The sequence below is a fragment of the Prevotella melaninogenica genome (genome assembly GCF_018127925.1).
Lineage (GTDB): Bacteria > Bacteroidota > Bacteroidia > Bacteroidales > Bacteroidaceae > Prevotella > Prevotella melaninogenica_C.
This window is the reverse complement of record NZ_CP072348.1, coordinates 1379157-1403224: the sequence shown is the minus strand read 5'-3', so window position 1 is coordinate 1403224 and position 24068 is coordinate 1379157. Positions and strand designations below refer to the sequence as shown.

The following is a 24068-nucleotide window of genomic DNA, read 5'->3' as shown; positions in this document are numbered from 1 at the left end:
CAATTAATGGTTTCAGTATGTAGTAATGTAAGTAAGTTAGACGCTTCGTGTAAGAGATAGAATGTCCGCAGAGAAACGTAGCCATCTTTCAAAGGATATAACCCTTTGATTTTCTGAGCAATCACGCTTCTCTGCGGCACTTCTATCTTATATTATATTGCCATCGGTTAATACCGAAAAAAATTAATGGCTTAAAGTGCTTTCAAGCTGATGGCAAAACCACCTCCACGAACCTGCTGAAGCTTGAGAACATCACCCTTCTTAACAGTACGCTTAGTAATGGTGTAAGCCTTTGGATTCTTCTCGTAATCAGCGTCCTTAGCATCTGCGTAGATGGTAGCCTCATACTTACGACCCTTATCAAGGAAGTCGAGTTTGAGAACACTAAGGTGTGGTGCAAGACCAGTCTTTCCACCAACAAACCAGTTATTAGTACCCTTTGCCTTACGCGCAACAGTCACGTAGCGTGCTGGTTCCGCCTCAAGGTATTTGCTGTCGTCCCAATCACAAGCTACATCCTTAATGAATTGGAAAGCATCGTTATACTTCTGATAGTTCTCAGGAAGGTCAGCAGCCATCTGAAGTGGACTATACATCGTTAAATAAAGTGCAAGCTGACCCACGAGAGTTGTGTGTACATAGCTCTTATTATCACACCATGTTGAGAGCTGAGTCTCAAGAATACCAGGGGTATAATCCATTGGTCCGCCCTGAAGACGAGTAAATGGAAGGATAACAGTGTGGTTAGGATCACTACCACCGAATGCTTCATACTCTGTTCCACGTGCTGACTCGTTACCAACAAGGTTAGGCCATGTACGACAAAGACCCGTAGGACGAGTTGCTTCATGTCCATTCACCATAATATGATGCTTAGCAGCTTCCTTTATAACATGGAGATAATGGTTGTTCATTGACTGTGAATAGTGGTGGTCACCACGTGGGATAATGTCACCCACATAACCAGTCTTCACAGCGTCATAACCATACTTATTCATCAAATTAAAGGCATCTTCCATGTGACGCTCATAGTTCTGTGTACTTGAAGAAGTCTCATGATGCATCATCAACTTAACACCCTTAGAGTGTGCATACTCATTCAAGCCTTTCAAATCAAAGTCTGGATAAGGAGTAACGAAATCGAATACATAGTCTTTCCAGTGACCAAACCAGTCTTCCCAACCAATATTCCAACCCTCAACCAACACCTGGTCTAAGCCGTTTGCAGCAGCAAAGTCGATGTATTTCTTCACGTTAGCAGTGTTGGCTGCGTGACGTCCGTTTGGTTTTGCATGTGCATAATCTGTCTCATCAAGCTTAACAGAACTGAACTCATCCGTATAAGCCCAAGACTTAGCACCAGCAATCATCTCCCACCAAACACCACAGTACTTTGTCGGATGAATCCATGACGTGTCTTCAATCTTACAAGGTTCGTTAAGATTGAGGATAAGGTTATTAGCAAGCATATCACGTGCATCATCGCTAACCATCACCGTACGCCAAGGAGTTTCGCAAGGAGTCTGCATGAATCCCTTCAAACCAGTAGCGTCAGGAGTAAGCCATGACTCGAAAGTCATTGTTTTGTCGTCCAGATTCAAGTGCATTGTAGCATAGCTTGCACATGCCGCTTCATGAATATTAATATACAAGCCATCATTAGACTTCATCTGTAAAGAGGTCTGAACACCCGTTTCTGAGAATACAGAAACAGATGAGTTGTCCCAGTTTACAGCATCGTGGAAACGCTTACGGATTTCAGAAAGTTTTGATTCCTGTGTCTCCTGCTCCTGTGTATCATAGTCTCCAGGAAGCCACCAAGCTGTATGATCGCCAGCCATAGCAAACTGTGTATGCTCATCCTTTATAATAAAGTAGTTCAGTTCTGGCTGTTGTGGGAATTCGTAACGAAGGCCCATTCCATCGTCATAAACACGGAAACGGATAACAATGTTACGCTTGCTGCTTGGCTGATTGAGATCTACTTCCAACTCATTGTAGTGGTTACGAATGGTAGCAGTCTCACCCCAAACAGGCTTCCAAATCTCATCGAAAGTTGTAGTCTTAGTAGCTGTCTTCTCGAAACCATCCATAAGACTGGTTTCATTCATGCCCTTGCTGGCATGTTTGTTCTTAGCTAATTCCAAACCTAAGTGCGAAGGCTTTACAACAGCCTTACCCTTATAAGTCATCTCATAAGTAGGCACTCCATTCCCTGTTAATGAGAAAGTAACTGCAACATTACCGTTAGGAGACTTTACAGTCTGCGCATTCGCAATGCTTGCCCACCCCATTAGTAGCCCAATAAGGGCAATATTGGTTTTCTTCATTGTTTTGTTAAAGTATAAAAATGATTATAACTTCTATTTAAAGATTGTAAGAGCAATTATTTGATTTTATGCAAAGATAGTAAAAAGAATTGAAGTAACTACCGATAGTAGTACTCAAGTAGATGAAGCTATGTTGTTATTAATTACAAACAACTTATTATCAACCCTTTAAATGATAATAATAATTTATTGAAGTAGATGTCCTCTATTTTCAAGTAAAGTATTATCTTTGTACTCATTAGCAATTAAACGATGAAAAGAAGCTTATTATATATACTCTTCTTGCTACTGCCAACGACATTATCTGCTGGTAGTAAGACACAACAGCTACGACAAAAGTTAGACAATTTGTTGGAGCAACGCAATGCACTTATCGACAATAAGAATAAAGATATCAACCGACTAAAGCAGAATCTCACAACCAGTGAGAATACGCTTAAACGTCTACAGACCTACGAACAGCTATTTGAAGAATACTATGTCTTCCAATTTGACTCTGCAATGACATACCTAAACAAAGGTATCAAACTTGCAAAAGAGACGCAGAACACCTACTATTACAATAGTAATACCATCAGTAAGGCAGAGCTATTATCCATTGGTGGCTTATATAATGAGGCTATTCATGAAATAGAACAGGTGGACACAACGGTTCTTGGCAAGGCACAACACTTTGATTATTACTTCTCACTCTTCCGTATTCACACCTATTGGGCAGACTTCTGTAACGATAAGACCTATACGCCAACACACCGATTAAAGGCAAAAGATTATCTTAAGAAGGCTATGCCTTTTTGCGATGAAACCGATAAAACTTACGAGTATTACCTCGGTGAATACGCTGTTTTTGTATTGAATAATCCACAAGCAGCACGTGCTCATTACCTTAAAGCCATAAAGCAGTTACCCCAAAAATCCCGATTCTATGCCATGTCGTGCTTTGCGCTCTCTGGTGGTTATGGCAACGAGGGAAATACAGAAAAGCAAGAAGAGTTCCTTTTATTGTCGAGTATTGCAGATATAGAGAACTGTACGATGGAGAACTTTGCCCTCCAAAACCTTGCAATGTACATCTTTGAACACAACAAAGATGAGCTTGACCTTGCACAACAATATATTCAGACAGCACTCGAGGATGCTCATTTCTATAATAACAGACTCCGCATTATTGAGATATCAAGCAAGCTACCAGTGATTGTAAGTAGCTATCAGCAGACGCTTAACCAGCGCAACAAAGTGCAGATGACAGCCATCACCGTTATCTCGCTACTTCTACTCTTCCTGCTTTCTGCAGTCTTTTATATCGTTAAACAAACCAAACGCCTTAGTCTTCAGCAACAGGAATTGCAAAAGAATAACAACCAACTCTCTGAACTGAATACCCAGCAAAAAGGGTTGAATACTCAACTACACGACCTCAATGCGTTACTTGTTGATACCAACCGTAAACGCGAGAGATTAGCAAAATTGTATATCGACCTTTGTGCAAAGTATATTGCCCGACTCAAGAAACAACAGACATTGGTTAAAAGAAAGATTAAAGCCAATCAAACCACTGAATTGCTTAGTCAGCTTTCATCAGAACGATTATCTGAAGAAGACGCTGCTACATTCCTCTCTCGCTTTGATAAAGCGTTCCTCGATCTCTATCCAGACTTTACTGAGGAGTTAAACAGCCTACTCTTACCAGAAGGGCAGATTCAGAACAAAAGTACCGATGAACTCACTACAGAACAGCGCATTATGGCACTTATCCGATTAGGCGTAAAGGAAAGTGCCGAGATAGCTGACCTGCTGTTCTACTCTCCACAGACCATCTATAACTATCGTTCTGTCTTAAAGGGGAAAGCCATTAACAAAGAAACTTTCGAGGAAGAAGTGATGAAACTCTGTCGAGTAATTGGTAAATCAACCTCCACACAATCTAAACCCGAATAGGTTATTAGACCACAATATGAATAGTTTTCATAACTATGGCATTTTGTGTCCTAACATCTTTTATTTTCTTATTGGCATCTTGTCTGTCTTTCCAACTTGACATAGCCCGCTACGCCTACGCCCAAAAGACAGCCAATCTAATCGATAATAAAACAAAATATGTTTAGACCCTAATAACCGATTCAGGTTAAAAAAAGCGTTAACAAAAGCGTTTGTTATGTCAAAAACATTAACTTATCAAGTTAAAAACACCAAACATTCAATATCATAAAATAAAATTATTTCTTAATAAAAATAAGAGTGTTATTTTTGTAGACATAAATTAAACCGCTTAGTAATAATAGATTAATATTCACCAAATAAACTAATTTAAAAGTTATGAAAACAAAAGGAATCAAGTCTATGGTTGCCCTCTTGCTTGGCGCAACACTCATGAGTTCATGTGTAGGTTCATTTGCTTTGTTCAACAAACTCGCAAAGTGGAACAAGCACGCTACAAAATCTAAGTTCCTCAATGAGATTATCTTCCTCGTAATTTCTCCTGCCTACGCATTCTGTAGTGCTGCTGATGCACTCGTACTCAACAGTATTGAATTCTGGACAGGTGATAATCCTGTTGCTAACCGCGTTGGTAAAACACGCAACATCAAGGGTGACGATGGTTTGATTTATGCTGTAAAGTATCTCGAGAATGGTTACCAGATTACAAAGCCAGATGGTAGCGTATTTTACTTCACTTATAACAAGCAGGAGAACACATGGTATATGAATGCTGAGGGTAAGGAGCAGAAGATTATTCACTTCAATGGTGATGGTTCTGTAAAGGCATTCCTCAACAATGGTTTGACTGCAGACGTTACACTTGATGCAAATGGTGTATACGAGGTTCGCCAGATGCAGGCTGGTACAAGCTACTTCATGGCAAGAAGATAAGAGTCATTCTTGCTACATTGCAATATCAAATAGGGGCACAGGCATGTCCCTATTTTTGTTTCTATAAGGAGTTTCAGCAGTCATATAAAGCGTTTTATGCAGTCTTGATAAGCATCACTCACTGACCAATCATTAGTGTTTTCTATGGAAATATACGACGAGAAAGCATCAATATTCTCATCGTCACCATTCGTGTTAACGCTCCGCACCAATGGTGCGGAGGCTTAGCACACATCGTGCGGAGCATGAACACCTATAGTGCGAAAGCCTAAACACACTCCTATCTATTCTTATAATAAACACTACATACCATTAGAAAAGAGCCATACAATCGAAGAGAAGCATTCATTACATGATAAAGACGATTCATCCCTACCCTACAGAAAAAGGGCTTGCACAAGGTATAATCCCTTGGCAAGCCCTTTTATATTAATGTTTTGTTTACAGATTCTTCTTACTTCAACTTCAAGTCGTAGTTCATATCCTTTGTATTTACTGCTGGCTCCTCGAAGTCAGAGTTAACAAGACGAAGTGTAGAATCGTTTACTACGAGGAAGTTGGTCTTGTTGTCCTTACCCAACTCGAACTGGTAGTAAGTATTCTTCTTACCCTTAACGTCCTTCTCTACAACCTGATAGTTACCTGTATAGTTGTAAACAGTATCAACCTCAGAATCAGACTTCATGTAAGACTCAGATACGCTGAAACCATTTGATGAATCCTTTGCCAAAGCAACACGATACTTGATACCAGCAACATCAGCTGCAGGTGTCAAACCCTCGTAAACAGCAGAGTCGCCAGCAGCAGCTGAATCCTGAACTGCAGAATCTGCACCCTCGTTGTTTGCAGTAGTCTTGCCATTGTTACAAGCTACCATAGCTGCACAAGCAGCTACCAAAAACATAATCTTTTTCATAATCATTTTAGTTTTATATTGTAAACTCTATTTTATCTCTCGCGGTGCAAAGATATTGTATTTAGAATTAAAAACAAGAATGTTTTAACCTTTATTTATCTTTATCGTGCAAGTTTTATTTTATTTTCATGGGTACTACATGTATACCTTGTCCAATCGGTAAATTTATTGGTTTAATAACTAAATGATAATCATATAGTTGATTATTAGCTGGATGCTTAAATCAATATAAGCACTTTCTATACTCACGTTTAAGTCATCTCATTGATGAATACATCCAATAGAATTAGGTTTAGACTCTACTTGGCTTTGTAGATAGAGAAATAAATCCCCCAGTAAGCTTATAGACTGCTTCTGGGGGATTGATTATAGTATTATAACAAACAATTAATCATTGTTCTCAAAATTATTGTTCTCACGACGTGGACGACGCTCATCAAAGCGACGCTCACCGTCACGACGTGGACGACGATCACCACGTGGACGACGCTGTGGCTCAACATAACCCTCTGGCTTCTCAAGCAAAACGCGGCGTGAAAGTTTGTATTTACCTGTCTTCGGGTCGATCTCGAGGAGTTTAACCTTTATCTTATCGCCTTCCTTGATACCTGCCTCTTCAACAGTCTCAAGGCGCTTCCAGTCGATTTCTGAGATGTGGAGCAAGCCGTCCTTACCCGGTAGAATCTCTACGAAGCAGCCGTATGGCATAATTGAACGTACTGTACCCTCGTAAACCTCACCAATCTCAGGAACTGCAACGATAGCCTTAATCTTACCAAGGGCAGCATCGATTGAATCCTTGTTAGGGGCAGAAACCTGTACTTTACCAACACCATCAGTCTCCTCGATAGTGATAGTAGCACCTGTTTCCTCCTGCATCTGCTGGATAATCTTACCACCAGGACCGATAACAGCACCGATGAACTCCTTAGGAATCTCCAACTGAACAATACGTGGAACCTGTGGTTTCATCTCAGCACGTGGCTCTGCAATAGTCTCAGTCATGATGTTGAGGATGTGCTCACGAGCAGCCTTTGCCTGCATAAGTGCCTTCTCAAGGATTTCGAATGACAAACCATCACACTTGATATCCATCTGAGTTGCAGTCAAACCATCCTTTGTACCGGTTGTCTTGAAGTCCATATCGCCCAAGTGGTCCTCATCACCGAGGATGTCACTCAGTACTGCATACTTATCTTCTCCTGGGTTCTTGATAAGACCCATAGCGATACCTGACACTGGTTTCTTCATTGGAACACCTGCATCCATCAATGCAAGTGTACCTGCACATACGGTTGCCATAGAAGAAGAACCATTAGATTCGAGAATCTGACTTACCAAACGAACAGTGTAAGGGAAGTCAGCAGGAATCTGACCCTTCAAACCACGCCATGCAAGATGACCATGACCAATCTCGCGACGGCCTACACCACGCTGAGCCTTAGCCTCACCTGTACAGAATGGAGGGAAGTTATAGTGAAGGAGGAAGCGCTGGTAGCTCTTCTCCAATACATTATCAACCATCTTCTCGTCCATCTTTGTACCGAGAGTACAAGTAGAGAGAGACATTGTTTCACCACGCTGGAAGAGAGAACTTCCGTGTGGCATTGGTAGCGTATCAATCTCGCACCAGATAGGACGAATCTCATCTGTTGCACGACCGTCCATACGCTTGCCCGTATCAAGTACGCTACGGCGCATTGAGTCACGCTGAACATCAGCAAAGTAACGGTCAATAAGAGTGTGTTTTTCTTCGAGGTCGTCTTCTGAAAGGTCTGTGTGAGCTGCGTCATAAGCCTCAGTGAAATCAGACTTAATCTTGTCATAAGTCTCCTCACGGTGCTTCTTATCATCGTCACCGCTCTGAGCCTGAGCGTAGCAAGCGTCGTATGTAGCCTTGCGGAGCTCTTCACGCAACTCCTCATCATTGACTTCATCTTCGTATGCACGCTTAACATCTGTACCGCAAGCCTTTGAAAGCTCTTCCTGCATTTCACACATAGGCTTGATTGCCTCGTGTGCAGCCTTCAAAGCACCGATAAGATCCTGCTCAGAAACCTCGTCCATCTCACCCTCTACCATCATGATATTGTCCTTGGTAGCACCAACCATGAGGTCCATATCAGCTTCCTTCATCTGCTCGAAAGTTGGATTGATAACGTACTCGCCGTTAACACGTGCAACACGAACCTCTGAAGTAGTATGCTCAATTGGAATATCTGAAGCTGCGAGAGCTGCAGAAGCTGCCAAACCTGCAAGTGCATCAGGCTGATCAACGCCGTCAGCTGACAGCAACATTACCTGTACATAAACTTCACAGTGATAATCTGATGGGAAAAGTGGACGAAGAACACGGTCCACAAGGCGTGATGTTAGGATTTCGTCGTCATTGGCTTTGCCTTCGCGCTTGGTGAAACCACCTGGGTAACGACCTGCGGCAGCATACTGCTCGCGATAATCAACTTGCAAAGGCATGAAGTCTGTTCCCGGAACTGCCTCTTTAGCTGCACAAACAGTGGCGAGAAGTACTGTGTTACCCATGCGGAGAACTGCTGCGCCATCGGCCTGCTTTGCAACCTTTCCGGTTTCAATTGAGATGGTTCTTCCATCTGGCAATTGAACTGTTTTCGTAATTACGTTCATCTAAAATTTTAAAATACTTATTGTTTTGACCAACATCTTTGGGAACCAAAAGTGGTAACTCTTTATAGGCTCGAATGCCTTGACGTTTACCTTCTCACGCGTCCCGAAAAAATTAATCCGTGCAAATTTACCTATTATATATGTAACACCCAAATAAAAACGAATTTATTTTAGGTCTGCTAATTATCAGATGTTAAATCTTCTTGAAGTCCTTCTATTAAGGTCATATAATGAGAATAGAATAAAGTCTTATACACTTGTATAGTATTAATCTCCCCATATAAGATGCTCTTACAAAGGCGGATAAACTGCAAGATGAAATGGAGAAAGGGGAAATAGATACGATGTCTATTCGTCTTCTATAAACAACTTCTTCCCTGATTAAGATGCGTTTGTAAACTATTTTCGTATAGTGCAAAGCCAATACATGCTCTTTTGGCTTCTAAAAGACGCCCAATTGACTTGCAAAAGGTGCCCTTTTAAGGTCTAAGTAACGCCCTTTTGAAGTCCAATTAAGCACCTTTTACTTTGCTACTTCATAACAAATTGATTTCCTGTTGGTTACAAACCTGCTTTTTACATGGGTTTTTGTCTTTGTTTTCAGATGTTTTATTCGAAATTATGTAATGAATTTTCATGGTCTTTTTTGTACTTTTGAAGTATTAAAAAGAAAAGGTATTCTATGTGAGAAGATAATAAAAGGATAGACGACTGATAGTCTTAGCTATGTTTTTGTTTAATGTTTAGTGTTCTTTCCATTGAGCGCTTCTATTGTATTTTAACATCATCTAATCATCACTTTGAATCAGTTTCTTCTGTTTTAAAGTCTTTGCTTCAGATTATCTTCACGACAAGAAATAGAGGAGGAGTGGTATATTAGGTTAAGAAAGAGGGTGAACTGAAGAGGGGTTAATAAAGAATTGTAACTATAATAACTTATAAACAATATAATAATAGTCTATTTTATGTAGAAAAAGAACTTCCCCTATTGGTTGAATAGCTACGAACCAATAGGGGAAAGGAATACATTTAGTTCTCAAGAGTAGGGAACTGAATGTTTATTTTGCCTTCAAAATCAAACGGAGGCTTTGCTTGTAATTAATATAGTTCCATACCCAGTTGAGCAGAATAAACGTCTTATTCTTTAAGCCAAGGATAGAGCGAAGGTGAACAACGAGCCACAACGCCCAAGCTGGGAAACCTCCAAACTTCTTTCCAGAGATTTCGGCTACGGCGTGGTTACGACCAATAGTTGCCATTACACCGAGATTTTTGTATTTGAAAGGCTTTAGTTCTTTCCCTTTCGACATTGCTTTAAAGTTCTTTGCCACTGTCTTTGCCTGCTGCATAGCAACCTGCGCTAACTGTGGATGACCGAGTGGATATTCCTCATCACCCTCAACAAGACTCACATCACCAATAGCATAGACATCTTTTACACCCTTCACACGACAAAAACGATCGGTTAAGAATCTACCAGCATGACCAATACTCTCTGCAGGAAAACCCTCTACGGTGTTTGCACAGATTCCACTCACCCAGATAACGGTCTGTGTAGGAATCTCTAAGCCAGCGCTGGTTTTCAGAATACCATCTTTGTATTCTGTAGCAAACTGAGGCTGACGGATATGAACATGCAACTCCTTTAAATCACGTTCTGCTCGCTTGGATGATACTGGGTCCATAGCCGAAAGCAGGCGATCGCCTGCATTAACAAGGTAGATATGCATCTGAGAAGAGTCAAGGTCGGGATAATCACGAGCAATGATGTTCTTCTTCATTTCTGCTACAGCACCTGCAATCTCCACACCGGAAGCACCACCACCAACAACGACAATATTCATTAAAGCTTGTTTGCGTGCTGGATCTTCCTCTGTTAAAGCAAGTTCAAGATTACGGAGAATAGTGTTACGAAGTCTCATAGCCTCACTAACCGATTTCATCGGGAGGGTCGTTGCTTCGATATCCTTATTACCAAAGAAGTTTGTCTTTGCTCCAAACGCCAGTACAAGATAGTCGTAATCTATCTCACCGACAGTCGTTTTGATTGTTTTTTTATCCGTATTCACCGACTCTACCTTTGCCATACGGAAGAAAAAGTCCTTTTTACCTTGAAAAAGTCGACGGAAAGGAAAAGAGATACTACTTGGTTCAAGACCACCCGAAGCCACTTGATAAATCAATGGAGGGAACTGGTGATAGTTATTCTTATCTATTAATACTACTTGATAATCATCGTCTACTAATTTGAAGGCTAATTCCAAACCTCCTAATCCACCACCAACAATAACGATTCTCTTTTTGTCAGTGCGTTCAATGTTTGCTTTCATTATCCTGCTTTTATTTACGTTTGTTTTCTTTTATATGTCTATTTCCTTTTCTTTCTTACAGAGAAAATCGTGCCAGAGGTATTCTTTATAATAGGAAAAGTTATACTGTTTATATATAAATCAGTTTTGTAAGTCGTTCTTCTGGGAAGAGTTCGCGTGCAACAGCTTGCACCTCTTCAGCAGTGATAGCGTCAATATTGCGATAAAGTGCTGATATATCTTTCTTCCAACCATAGTGGAGAAAACCTTTACCGAAGTCTAAAGCAAGGTTCTCTCGGTTGTCACAAGCTATGCCAATCTGTCCTTTAATCTGCTGTTTAGCTATAGACAACTCGTCATCTGTCAATGGAATGTCGATGAAATGGTCAAGTTCTGCACGTACAAGGCGTATACATTCGTCCACATCATCTGCGTCGCAGCCAAAGTAAATGCTCCAAATACCTGTTAAAGAATAGCTCACCATAGAGCTTTCTACCGTATAAACGAGTCCACGACGTTCACGAAGTGCAAGATTCAACCGAGCACTCATACCAGGTCCACCTAAGATGTTATTAAGCAGATAAAGTGCCATACGTCTTTTATCATGTATGCTATAGGCACGATTACCAATCATCACGTGGGCTTGGTGAGTATGCTTATCTATCTTAACTGTCTGTGGCTGGTATTCACTCAGCACAGGAAGTGGAGTGTCTATTGGCTTTTCTGTTTCACCCTTTATTCTTACCTTCGAGTGATTTTCCTTCTCAAAAAGGCTGAGTAGATTGTCAAAATCCACATCTCCATAGGCAAAAAACACCGAATTCATCGGTTGGTAGTGCTTCTGAGTGAAACGAAGTGCATCCTCGGTAGTAAACTTCCTGACATGCTCTGCCGTACCAAGGATACTATGTCCTAAAGGATGTCCACGGAAGATGATATTTTCAAACTCATCATATATCAACTCTGCTGGGCTATCGTTATAAGACTCGATTTCATCGCAGATAACTTCTACCTCCTTGTTAATCTCTTTTTGTGGATAGGTACTGTGAAAAACAATATCTGTCAGTAGGTCTATCGCTCGGGGAAGATGGTCCTTCAGAATAGCTGAATAATAAACCGTATCGGTCTTGGTGGTAAAGGCATTGAGATCGCCTCCTACTTGCTCAAGACATTGAATAACATCAATTGCTGTTCGGCGAGTAGTACCTTTGAAGGTAACATGCTCGCAGAAATGAGCAATACCCTCCTCGTCAGGTAGTTCGTTAGCTGTCCCGACGTTGAGTTGATACCCACAATAGACCACTGGTGAGGTTGTTGAAAGGGTAATGATGCGCAGTCCATTCTCTAAGACTGCAGTCTGATATCTTGTCATAGGGTGCAAAATTAAGAAAAAAGAATGAAAACTAATAGACTTTAATAGACAAAGAAAAAAGAACTCGATTCATTTTGTGTTCCGCTTAAATTTCAGTATATTTGCACAACTAAAGCGAGAAACAACATAATTCACAATAAAATGCGGAAAGTTATAGGTATCGGTGAAACCGTCTTAGACATCATCTTTAAGGATAATAAACCAGTTGAGGCAGTTCCGGGTGGTTCTACCTTTAACGCCATTACGTCGTTAGGACGCTGCGGAGTCAACACATCGTTTATCTCTGAGGCGGGTAATGACCATGTTGGAAAATATATTATCGACTTCTTGAAGGACAATGGTGTGAATGCTGATAACATTTCAACCTTCCCTGATTCTAAGTCACCTGTATCACTCGCTTTCCTCAATGAAAAGAATGATGCTGAGTATATCTTCTACAAAGACCAACCACACGTTCAATTAGATTTCACATTCCCTGATATACAACCCGATGATATCGTGCTTTTTAGTTCCTTTTATGCGGTGAATCCGGTGATTCGTCCACAGGTGGTAGGACTACTTGATTATGCACGTTCACGTGGTGCAATCATCTACTACGATGTTAACTTCCGTCCTGCACATAAGGATGATGTTATTAAGATTACCCCTAATTTGATAGAAAATCTTGATTATGCGGATATCGTACGTGGTAGTTTGGAGGACTTCGCAACGATTTATAAAAAAGAAGATGCTGATAAGGTCTATAATGCGGAGATTTCTTTTTATTGCAAGCAGTTTATCTATACACAGGGAAGTCAGCCTGTTGAAGTGCGCAGTGGTAAGGAACTGAAAAAGTCCTATCCTGTTCTCGACACGAATGTTGTTAGTACAATCGGAGCCGGTGACAACTTTAATGCTGGCTTCATCTTCGGTATGTTGAAGCATGGTATCACTCGTGCCGACCTCGAAAGAGGACTGACGGAAGAGCAATGGGACAAACTTATCAACTTCGCTTTGGCGTTCTCTGCAGACTGCTGCAAGGACATCTTCAACTATGTAAGTAAGGAGTTTGGTGAGAAGATGAAGGAGGGGGCTTTATAATTAGCCTTATTAGCTCAATAAACCCAATTGGTCTAATAAGCCCAATAAGTTAACAAAAGAAACTACATAAATTCAAAAATAAAATGATAGAAATTGCCAATAAAGTTTATTACGTAGGAGTTAACGATCGTAATAAGAACCTTTTTGAAGGATTATGGCCACTGCCTTATGGTGTGACCTATAACTCTTACCTCATTGATGATGAGAAGGTTTGCCTTATTGATACAGTAGAAGTAGACTTCTTTACACAGTTTATAGAGAGACTTCGTGAGGTGTTGGGCGACCGACAGATTGATTACTTAGTCATTAACCACATGGAGCCTGACCACTCTGGTTCAATAGGTTTGCTGCGTAAATATTATCCTAACATCCAAGTTATCGGTAATAAGAAAACCTTTGATATGATGTCAGGATTCTATGGTGTCAAGGATAATACGTTAGAGGTTAAGAATGGTGAGGAGTTGAGCTTAGGTAATCATACCTTACAGTTCTTTATGACTCCAATGGTTCACTGGCCTGAGACAATGATGACACTCTGCAAAGGTGAGGTCAGCCACCTCTTTACAGGTGATGCATTTGGCTGTTTTGGTGCATTAAATGGCGGTCTCATCGATCAAGAGATTGATACTGATTGGTGTTGGTTAGAGATGGTTCGCTACTATTCTAACATCGTTGGAAAGTACGGAACACCTGTTCAGAACGCATTGAAGAAGCTTGCGGGTATTCATATTGATTATATCTGCTCTACTCACGGACCAGTATGGCACAAGTATGTTGACAAGGTTATCGGACTGTATGACCGTATGTCTAAGTACGAAACAGAACCTGGTTTGGTGATTTGCTATGGTACAATGTATGGCAATACAGAGCGTATGGCAGAACAGATTGCACGTTCAGCATCGCTTGCTGGTGTGAAGAATATTCGTTTGTACAATGTTTCTAAGACACACCACAGCTATATTCTCCAAGACATCTTCCGCTTCCGTGGCTTGATTGTTGGTGCTCCTACCTATAATGCAGGACTCTATCACGAGATGGATGTACTCTTGCAGGAGGTTGCTAATCGCGATATCAAGAACCATCTTATTGGTTGGTTTGGTTCTTACTCTTGGGCTTCAAAGGCTGTTGCTGCCATTGGAGAATGGAATGAGAATCACCTCCACTTCGAAAAAGTGGGTGAGCCAGTAGAGATGAAGCAAGCACTCACACCAGAGATTAAGGAAGAGTGCAATCGCTTAGGCCGTGAGATGGCAGCTAAATTATTAGCTGAATAAAAGGGTCTAAGATGATTAGAACGAACAAAGATAGCACACTGTCACAGGTTATTACTGCTTTACGATTTCCACTAATCGTATTAGTATTGTTCGTTCATTCTAACTTCAAAGGTGTATCATTTGCTTGGGACAATGCTTTAAAAGCATCTTTTTCGCTCCCAATAGGTAATATCACCCTGTCATTAGGAACATTCATCGACTTTATATCGGGTTCGCTTGCTCCATTAGCGAACCCGTTTTTCTTTTTCATTAGCGGCTTGTTGTTCTTTCATTGTAAACAGTTTACACGTAAGGTATATATCAATAAGATCCGTCATAGGCTGCAATCGTTGCTCATACCTTATATATTATGGAACTTATTGTTCCTCCTAATCATCGCCATTGGTAGTTCTTTACGCCCAGGATGGACTGCTATTATTGATAAGCCGCTATCTAATTTCACCATTAAAGATTATCTTTTAATTTTCTGGGACACAAGTCTGATTGGACAGAAAGGTGGTCTTACTACCCCAATAGACATTCCTTTATGGTTCATTCGCAACCTTATGGTATTGTCACTTGTCTCTCCGTTCATTTATACAACCATCCATTTCCTTTCTCGATGGCACAAAAGATTAGCATTATATGTGCTTATAATATTTCTATACGCTATTCATTATTTTCCTAATCAATGGGAAGGATGGGCGCAGGGGCTATTATTTTTTAGTCTTGGAGCAACCTTTACCATTCTAAAATGGGATGTAACAAAGCTGTTTAAGCCCTACGGAATATATGGAATCATCGGTGCCTGTCTCTTCTACTGGGCACAACTTGCTAACCTCATGTATGCTGCCTTAATCGTTACTATAATCTCTCTGACCACATACAGCATTGAGCGTAGACAGCAACAAGGGCTTACCCCTAAATTGATTCCTAATATATTAACGGATTCATCGTTCTTTATCTATGCAGCACACACACTTCCTCAAGGTATTATTTTGTGGTCTCTCAAATTGGAATGGTTACCTATCACTGGAGCTACAAGTGTACTGATTGTTTATTTCCTTTCCCCTGTTATCCTCACAACTGTTTGCCTTCTATCTTTCATATTACTTAGACGTATATCTCCTATCTCACTCTACTTCTTAACAGGAGGACGACAATAAACCTCAGAAAAGGTTATAAATAGGCTCTTCCGTTAAATGGATAGATATATCCCATTAGGTATATAAAAGGAATAAACTACAAGATATAATGTAGAAAAGGCAAAAAAAAAAATGTCTATCCATTATTATGTCTTTTTGTCTTCTACAAACAGCAGATTCTCTTACCAATTGATATTTGTAAACTATTTTTATGCAACTCAAAACCAATACATGCTCTTTTGGCTTCTAAAAGACGCCTAATTGGCTTGCAAAAGATGCCCTTTAAGACGCTTACTAACGCCCTTTTGAAATCCAATAAAGCACCGTTTACTTTGCTATTTTATAACTAATTGACTTTCATGTGGTTACAAATATACTCCTTATCTGTGTTTTTACCGTTATTTATAGATGTCTTATTTGAAAATATGTAATGATATTTCAAACCCTTGTATGTAGATATTCGAAGCCTTAAAGTGTAAAGGTTTTCAATGAAAGAGGCTAATAATAGGATAGATAGTTGACAGTCTTAGTTATGGTATTGTTTAATGAATAACTTCGGTCCTTCCGTTAAAGCAGTACGAAAAGCATCTACGCATTTAACGGAAGAGCCTATAAATAGATCTTTCAAAAGCCCTAATTTTGTTTTAATTATAGTTGCTGACACTTTGTATATTTAAATTAACTTATTGATTACTAAGAGTTTATATATAATGAGAACGTGACAGTAATGAATGCAAAATAAAAGCTATTCTTCAACAACCAATACTTATTTAATTCTTCCCTTACTATTTTCTTTAACCTTACCTCATTTTCCTTTCAATTATATGAAGCTTTCACACCAAATGTATCTAAGCAGCATATACCTGCTTAAAAGTACTTCGCACATTACAGAAGATTCTTTCATAATAATGAGAAAATGCATCGAAGAACTATAAGATGTAATGTACTCAATTATTTTTTGTATCTTTGTACACAAATAAAAAATAGGAATAAAATGAATATAGCAGTATTTTGTTCTGCAAATAATAACATTGCTCCCGACTACTTCCGTGCTGCGGAAGAGTTGGGACGATGGATCGGAGAGAACGGGCATACGCTCGTTTATGGTGGAGCTAACAGTGGATTGATGGAGTGTATTGGTAAAGCTGTACATGAAGCTGGTGGACGTACTATCGGAGTTATCCCTCGTATCTTAGAGGAAGGACGTAGAGTTAGCGACTATGTAGATGTAGAGATTCCTTGTGAGGATCTTACTGATCGCAAGGCCATCATCATGGAACGCTCTGATGAGTTCTATGCTTTACCAGGTGGTATCGGAACAATTGATGAAATTTTCACTGTTGCAGCCTCTGCTTCTATTGGTTATCATCATAAGAAGGTTACCTTAGTCAACGTGAAGGGTTTTTGGGATAGTCTTATAGCCCTGCTAAATGACCAACAAGAAAAAGGTATGATGCGTGGTAGACTCCACGATTATATAGAGATTAAGAATATAGACGACTTTTAACCCGATCTCTAAGTTTGCAATTCATGAAGCAAATTTAGAGATTTGTCTTTAAAACGTGACTATTTTTCAAAGGATTATTTCGTTGAGACGCATTGAGATAAAAACGAAACATAAATAAACAATAGGCGTGTTCATATTATATTCTTCAACAAAAAATGAATACGTTTACAACACCTTACTGTTATTTTGCACTCTATCTGAGCCACAAAGCATGTAAATATGCGGTGAATAGTGTAATTTTGCAGCCGAAGGTTAGCTAATGATCAGATTCAAGCATTATAACAGGATAGCTTTACAAGATGTTTTAGTATCCCTGTTTAATATCAAGCTACCTTTATCTAATTAAATAACATGAGTGGCATAAGGCTACTTTTAAACAAAATCAACATGAAAACAACAGGACTAATACTTTGTGCATTGTGTTTAGGCTTCTCTAACCTATCTGCACAAGTAACACAGAACGCCGTACCGTCCATGGCTGGTTGGAATTACTATGGTGGCGATGAGTTTAATGGAAACAAGATTGACGAATCTAAATGGGGCGTCTATGGTGATCCAAAGTATAATTACAAGTTTGATGATTACGGTAATACAGAAGGGCAGGGAGGTGTTCAGTATTATCGTGCCGATATGGTTAAGGTAAAGAATGGTGTGGCATATATTACTGCTTCACGTGAACCTCTTTTAACAGGACGTCGTCCTGACGCTAAAAAAGACCCAGCTGGGACCGATTACAGCGTAAAGGTGCAACCACCTTTTAAGCCTAAACATGACTTTGGTAAATACGGTTGGTGGTCTGGTGCACTCTCCAGTCGTAATGCTAACGGAGCGGACTTGGAGAGTGGTAAAGGTTTAGAACATGGAACTTACTACCCTCTTTACTCACGTATAGAGGTGAAGGCTAAGATTCCATATGAGTTCGGAACTTGCATGGCACTATGGCTTCGTCACTGTAATGGAGCAAGTACATTTGAGATAGATTTACAAGAGTTCTTTGTTAATGAAGACAGAAAAGATGCAATGAAAGAGAAAGGCTTTTATCTGCATCAAACTACCCATGGCATGGACTACAATGCCGGTTGGAAAAACGGATACCCCAATAATACTTATAACCATAATGACTATGGAGATCGTGTAAGGGAAATTGACTTCGATCCAGGAAAAGACTTCCATGTCTATGGTGCACAGATTGACCCAGAGCCAGGTGATCCAATGCACTTAGCTGTAACTTTCCTCTTAGATGGAAGAGTTAAATCCGTTTTCCGTACAAAGGATAATCGATATAAATCAAACAATTCGAAGTATCCATATCGTTATAATGCACTCTTAGCACAAAACCTTTCAAAGTATGGAGAGGACCGTGTTTGGGACGTTGCTATCACAGGACAAGTAGGTGGTAAGGCGTGGGAAGCTAATACAGAAATACTACCAAGTATGTATCCATATACAGGATTTGGTGGTACTCTCTACCCAGAATTAAACCCGAAGTATGGAGGTGATATTAATAAGGTCCCTAAGGAGTTCGTTACAGAAATTGACTGGTTGCGCGTTTTTAAACGAGCAAATGAATTACTATGGATTGGAAACTTACCAGAATATAGACAGAATCAGAAGATAAGTCTTAACCTTGCAAAAGAGAAGTTTACTAACATAAAGCCTGGTGATCAGTTAGTAATGGACCTTGAGGTCTGCGACCCTAATCAAAAAGCAAGTCTTGATATCTTTAATAAAAGTGGAAAAGCTATCACAACGCTTAAGCCAGAGCTTGCTAAGAATGACGCACAGGTAACTTTCGTTGTGACAGAAGCACTTAGTAAGTTACTAAAGAGTGAAGGCTGTGTACTGCAAGGTGAGAACATCCGTTTATACACCGTTTGTCATTCAGACAAGAAGGATGCTATTTGGAATGGCTTCAAAGAAATCCAGTGGGGCGAAACAATTATCCCTGCAGAGTTGTTTGCAAATTTAGCGGAAGGTCAGAAACCTGAGTTCGTGGTGAGAGATGTTAATCCTGGAGGAAATATTTTCTTACGCCAGAATAAAAAGAATTCTACTGATTCAAAAAGACCTAAGTTCTCATTTAGCGTACAGTATGGTAGTATTATCAACTTGGATAGTGGAAAAGATGAAAAGACCTATAGTCTTGACCTCGAGCCTAAGGTTATCGAAGAGTTAAAACAGAATGGCTTGGTGGTAACTGGACAGGGATACTACTTGCGTAGTGTTAACATTATAGGTACGAGTCATACTTCAAATAACACTGTTACAAGTATTGCTATAGACAAGATAGACTCCGCGAATCAAAATGATGGTACTGTCTATTCTATCAATGGAATGAAGATAAGAGATGCGAACGATAAAGGGAAATTAAATCCAGGAATCTACATTATTAATGGTAAGAAGGTTCTGGTAAAATAAATTAGTAGATAACAAAACTACGAGCAAGGTATCTATAACATGGAGCTATGGATTATCTTGCTACGTTAGAAAAGTATTCTGAAACCCTGATATTATACATCAAATAGGCTGTTACATTGTAATTTCCAAATGTTGATAATATCGTGAAAGAGGGTAGATGAATACAAAAATATAATGGGCTTGTATCAATGTTATTAGTTGATACAAGTCCTTTTTGTATCCAATTATTTATAAAGGACTTGGTTCATAAGTGTTACTCTTATTTGATTAATCTCGATGAAATCGACAAATTTTTATCAAAAGAGAAGAAATAATAGTATGTTAAGCCCTCTATGCACATATATCTCAGTGTTTCTTTAAAAAGTAGATTTGGGTTTAAGATATGGCTATAAGTAATCAATGTTATCTCTTTTTAGTGGCTGGAGGGAGTTTTGTTTAAGTATAGTGAATTTGATAATATTTGACGATATTTGCTTTGCAGTTTTATCATTTTACGTTACCTTTGCAAGGAAGATAAGATAAAAACGTAATATCTATTAAACAATGAAGCATAAAATCGGAAACATTTTGGCGGCAGGCTTTGCGATTGTTGGACTCGCTGCACTGGCGAGTTGTACGGGAGAAAAGTTCCATGTGACAGGTTCTATTGCAAATGCCAAGGACTCTTTGCTCTATTTTGAGCATAACGGACTCAATGGATTTTCTACTGTTGACTCTGTTAAACTCGATGAAAAGGGCGATTTTTCGTTCTCTGGTGATAAGGTGGATAATCCAGAGTTCTATCGACTTCGCATTGCTGGACAGATTATCAATATTGGTATTGATTCTACAGAGACAGTCAATGTTAAGGCTACTTATCCGCAGATGGCTACCGATTATAGTGTGAAGGGTTCCTATGAGAATGAGAAAATCAAGGAATTGGCACTGAAGCAAATTGACTTACAAGCACGTTGCCAGTCTATTCTTGCAGAACGTCCTGACCTTGCTGATTCAATTATCACAGTATTGATGAACGACTATAAACAGGATGTATCACGCAACTATATTTTCAAGGAGCCAATGCGTGCCTATAGCTATTTTGCTTTGTTCCAGTATATTGTAATAGGTAATCAAGCACATTTGATATTTGACCCATCAAGAGACGTAGCTGACAATAAGGTGTTTGGTGCTGTTGCAACCAGTTGGGATACTTATTACCCCGGTTCAGAGCGTACGCAAAATCTCCATAACATCACGATTAAGGGTATGAAGGATGAACGCATTGTGAAGGCACAGAATAAGCCAGTGGAGATAGAAGCTAAGGAATTAGGTGTTGTCGACCTTCCATTACGTGACAACCGTGGTGTAGAACGCCATCTTACTGATTTGAAAGGTAAGGTTGTTCTGCTCGACTTCCATGTCTTTGCAGCAAAGGGTTCTACAGAATACATTATGCAACTGCGCGAACTTTACAATAAGTACCATGACCGTGGCTTAGAAATCTATATGGTTTCATTAGACGATAATGCTCATTTCTGGAAAGAGCAGGTGGCTAATCTGCCATGGATTAATGTCTATGATGACACTGGTATCAGTCAAGCTTATACAGCTCCTGCACAAGCCTTTCCTATCATTTATCTCATTGATCGTGGTAACAATATTGTGAAGAACCCATCACAGATTAAGAATCTTGAGCAGGAGATTGAGCGTTTGTTATAAGAATCAGACATGAATCTTCTATGAGCTAAGCTGAGAATACTTTGGCATAAAGAAATTAGGTTATTGATATAGAATCTCTATCTCAATAACCTAATTTCTTTTTTATTTAGTTTGCTGTCACTTTTAACACTTCTCGTAACCTCTTGTTAAGTAATCATATGCAAGAGTTATTGGAGTGACAGGAGTGACAGCAACTTTTATTTCATGTTTTTACACGTCATACACAAACCTCTAAAGCTGTTAGTATCCCCAGTACGCTTGGTCAATGGTTGTCTCTACACTTTTACAAGCTTTTTCTTATTCCGAACTTGTGTATATAATGCTCTTAGATCTAAGTATGAATTGCCTCTATCATATTAACGTTTCGTCTGGTGCGAGGCGTTCGCACCATTGGTGTTTACCATCCGCACCATATGTGCTGGGCACCCGCATCATAATAGAAAAGGGTGTTATAATAAAAAAAAGCCGTTATAATTAGAAGTAAAAAGCTCTATCTTGATTGATTTGGGTTTTTTAAAAAAAAGGCTGAAACCCAATGAAGGATTTCAGCCTTTAGTCTTTATTATCAATGAGAGATGATAGTATGATTAGGTGTTTATGTCTTTTCCTATAGGATGAGGATAATGCTAAAATACTATGCTTCAATTATCTCATGCCTTCACGATCATACAAACTGCGTATGCAGCCATACCATCTTCACGGCCAACGAAGCCCATGCGTTCGGAAGTGGTAGCCTTGATAGATATGGCATCGATGTCACAACCGATGATATTAGACAGACATTTGCACATAGCAGGGATATGTGGGTTTATCTTTGGACGCTCGGCACATACCGTAGCATCGATGTTTCCTACTCGATAACCCTTTGTTGCTAAGAGGTCAATGGTCTTGCGAAGAATGACCTTTGAGTCCATATCGAGCGTATCAGCAGAGGTGTCGGGGAAATGATAACCGATATCACGCATATTAGCAGCACCGAGTAGGGCATCGCAGATAGCATGAATGAGTACGTCAGCATCACTATGTCCAAGGAGTCCGAGGGTATGCTCAATTTTGATACCACCTAAATATAGGTCGCGTCCTTCAACGAGTTTGTGTACGTCGTATCCCATTCCGACACGGAAAGATGGGATGGATAGGGTAGAATTGGTCATATTCTTATATAAGGAGAACCTTCTTAATACCCTGCAAATGAGGGGAATATCTTTACTAAAAGATAAGCAGAAGGTTAGTTGAGAGTTAATGCTAAATAATTAATGAATAAGATAAGAAGCGGATAACTAAGTCTGTTCTAATAGTTTCCCATAAGGTTCTCCCCTCCTTTGGAGGGGCTGGGGGAGGTCTTTACCTCCTCTTAAACAAATCTTTTATACCATCCATGTCAAATGATAAAGAGAAACGGAGGGTCTGATCAAGTGGGTTGTTCTTAGCTGTTGCAATAACATATCCGGCATCCAGTGAGAAGACATTCATCTTGAAGCCTGCACCGACAGTGAAGTACTTGCGGTTACCTTTGTTCTCGCTTTCGTGGTGGTAACCAGCACGGAGTGAGAACTTATCATTATAAGTATATTCTGCACCTAAGCTCCACTGAATCTCCTGTAACTCTTCAGAAGCACCATTAGGTGCATCACCGAAACTCTTGAAGATACCAGAGATAGAAGATACGTCATAGTATTCCTTCTGAAGACGGTTATCATAGTCTACTTGTGTTTCATCAGCTTTGCGCTTTGGATAGGTAGGAACTAACAACTTATTCGCGTCAGCAGCAATTGTAAAACGGTTGAATTCATCGATAGGAATCATCAAAGAAGCACCTAAACGAAGGTTGGTTGGGATGAATTCAGAGCGATTATCACCACCGAAGGTAATCTTTGAACCAATGTTAGAGATATTCATACCTAAACCCAACTGGCACTCACGCTCACCGATATTGATATAGTTCTGATAATAGCAAGACAAGTCGGCTGCAAAGGCAGAACCTGGTGCGGTATCATCTGTATAATTATAGGTAAGGTCTGAGTATATCCAACGTACAGCTGCACCTAATGAGAAATGCTCACTCAACATCAGAGAGTAGGCTACGTCCATTGACATCTCATAAGGGTTAATGGTCATGTTAGATCCGTCAGTCATCTGTACTTCACCCAAAGAGAAGTAGCGCATAGAAGCTGAGACTGCACTGTAATCACCGATACGATAGTAACCAGCAAGATAAGCCAAGTCGATATCACTCACCAACTGGCGAAGCCAAGGAGTGTAGTTTAGGGAAACACCAGCACGAGAAATATTAAAAGGATATTTTGCTGGGTTCCAATACTGTGAATTCACATCTGGGTCGGTAGCAGCACCAACATCACCCATACCTGCAGCACGTGCATCAGGAGCAATAGTCTGTGAGGTAACAGATGTGTTGACTGGATTAAAAATGTCTTTCTTATCCTGAGCGAAAACGGTAGATGAGGCAAATACCGTCAGTGAGAGGATGGCTATACGAAGCTTATTAATCATTCTATTTGAATTGGA

General features: G+C 39.9%; 15 protein-coding genes. 8 read left to right on the top strand and 7 right to left on the bottom strand.

The window, feature by feature from the left end:
- Positions 1 to 191: 191 nt before the first annotated feature.
- Positions 192 to 2330 carry a glycoside hydrolase family 97 protein gene (locus J4861_RS11240; protein WP_211816903.1) on the bottom strand — a complete coding sequence of 713 codons (2139 nt, stop codon included), beginning with the start codon at positions 2328 to 2330 and terminating at the stop codon, positions 192 to 194.
- A gap of 252 nt (positions 2331 to 2582) precedes the next feature.
- On the opposite strand from J4861_RS11240, the gene J4861_RS11235 reads away from it, so the two are divergent.
- Together J4861_RS11235 and J4861_RS11230 are read left to right on the top strand one after the other, a co-directional pair.
- Positions 2583 to 4268 (top strand): DUF6377 domain-containing protein, encoded by a 1686-nt coding sequence (locus tag J4861_RS11235; protein ID WP_211816902.1) that lies wholly within the window; start codon positions 2583 to 2585, stop codon positions 4266 to 4268.
- A gap of 378 nt (positions 4269 to 4646) precedes the next feature.
- The gene (locus J4861_RS11230; protein WP_211816901.1) at positions 4647 to 5201 is read left to right on the top strand and encodes a DUF3332 domain-containing protein; all 555 of its coding nucleotides are present in this window, start codon (positions 4647 to 4649) and stop codon (positions 5199 to 5201) included.
- Positions 5202 to 5655: 454 nt separating this feature from the next.
- On the opposite strand, the gene J4861_RS11225 is transcribed toward J4861_RS11230, so the two are convergent.
- The 4 genes from J4861_RS11225 to J4861_RS11210 form a co-directional block, all read right to left on the bottom strand.
- Positions 5656 to 6117, bottom strand: a complete 462-nt coding sequence (locus tag J4861_RS11225; protein WP_211816900.1) for a copper resistance protein NlpE N-terminal domain-containing protein — start codon at positions 6115 to 6117, stop codon at positions 5656 to 5658.
- 387 nt (positions 6118 to 6504) lie between these two features.
- Positions 6505 to 8760, bottom strand: coding sequence for a polyribonucleotide nucleotidyltransferase (gene pnp, locus J4861_RS11220; protein WP_211816899.1), 2256 nt, complete (start codon positions 8758 to 8760; stop codon positions 6505 to 6507).
- A gap of 1058 nt (positions 8761 to 9818) precedes the next feature.
- Positions 9819 to 11090: an NAD(P)/FAD-dependent oxidoreductase gene (locus J4861_RS11215; protein ID WP_211816898.1), complete on the bottom strand. Its 1272-nt coding sequence runs from the start codon at positions 11088 to 11090 to the stop codon at positions 9819 to 9821.
- A 109-nt stretch (positions 11091 to 11199) separates the two neighbouring features.
- On the bottom strand, positions 11200 to 12441 hold the full coding sequence (locus J4861_RS11210; protein WP_211816897.1) for a M16 family metallopeptidase: 1242 nt from the start codon (positions 12439 to 12441) through the stop codon (positions 11200 to 11202).
- A gap of 141 nt (positions 12442 to 12582) precedes the next feature.
- Here J4861_RS11210 and J4861_RS11205 point away from each other — a divergent pair, with 141 nt between their 5' ends.
- The 6 genes from J4861_RS11205 (at position 12583) to J4861_RS11180 (ending at position 21542) form a co-directional block, all read left to right on the top strand.
- Entirely contained in the window at positions 12583 to 13521 is a 939-nt protein-coding gene (locus J4861_RS11205; protein ID WP_211816896.1) for a carbohydrate kinase family protein, read from the top strand.
- A gap of 83 nt (positions 13522 to 13604) precedes the next feature.
- Complete coding sequence (locus J4861_RS11200; protein WP_211816895.1) at positions 13605 to 14795, top strand: FprA family A-type flavoprotein; 1191 nt, start codon at positions 13605 to 13607, stop codon at positions 14793 to 14795.
- Positions 14796 to 14806: 11 nt separating this feature from the next.
- The gene (locus J4861_RS11195; protein WP_211816894.1) at positions 14807 to 15940 is read left to right on the top strand and encodes an acyltransferase family protein; all 1134 of its coding nucleotides are present in this window, start codon (positions 14807 to 14809) and stop codon (positions 15938 to 15940) included.
- Positions 15941 to 16913: 973 nt separating this feature from the next.
- Positions 16914 to 17426: an LOG family protein gene (locus J4861_RS11190; protein ID WP_204867581.1), complete on the top strand. Its 513-nt coding sequence runs from the start codon at positions 16914 to 16916 to the stop codon at positions 17424 to 17426.
- Positions 17427 to 17813: 387 nt separating this feature from the next.
- A complete protein-coding gene (locus J4861_RS11185; RefSeq protein WP_211816893.1) occupies positions 17814 to 19844 on the top strand; it encodes a glycoside hydrolase family 16 protein in 2031 nt (676 codons plus the stop codon).
- A 543-nt stretch (positions 19845 to 20387) separates the two neighbouring features.
- Positions 20388 to 21542: a TlpA disulfide reductase family protein gene (locus J4861_RS11180; RefSeq protein WP_211816892.1), complete on the top strand. Its 1155-nt coding sequence runs from the start codon at positions 20388 to 20390 to the stop codon at positions 21540 to 21542.
- A 650-nt stretch (positions 21543 to 22192) separates the two neighbouring features.
- Here J4861_RS11180 and ispF read toward each other — a convergent pair.
- Together ispF and porV are read right to left on the bottom strand one after the other, a co-directional pair.
- The gene (ispF, locus tag J4861_RS11175) at positions 22193 to 22696 is read right to left on the bottom strand and encodes a 2-C-methyl-D-erythritol 2,4-cyclodiphosphate synthase (RefSeq protein WP_211816891.1); all 504 of its coding nucleotides are present in this window, start codon (positions 22694 to 22696) and stop codon (positions 22193 to 22195) included.
- A 190-nt stretch (positions 22697 to 22886) separates the two neighbouring features.
- Positions 22887 to 24053, bottom strand: coding sequence for a type IX secretion system outer membrane channel protein PorV (porV, locus tag J4861_RS11170; RefSeq protein ID WP_004358793.1), 1167 nt, complete (start codon positions 24051 to 24053; stop codon positions 22887 to 22889).
- Positions 24054 to 24068: the final 15 nt, after the last annotated feature.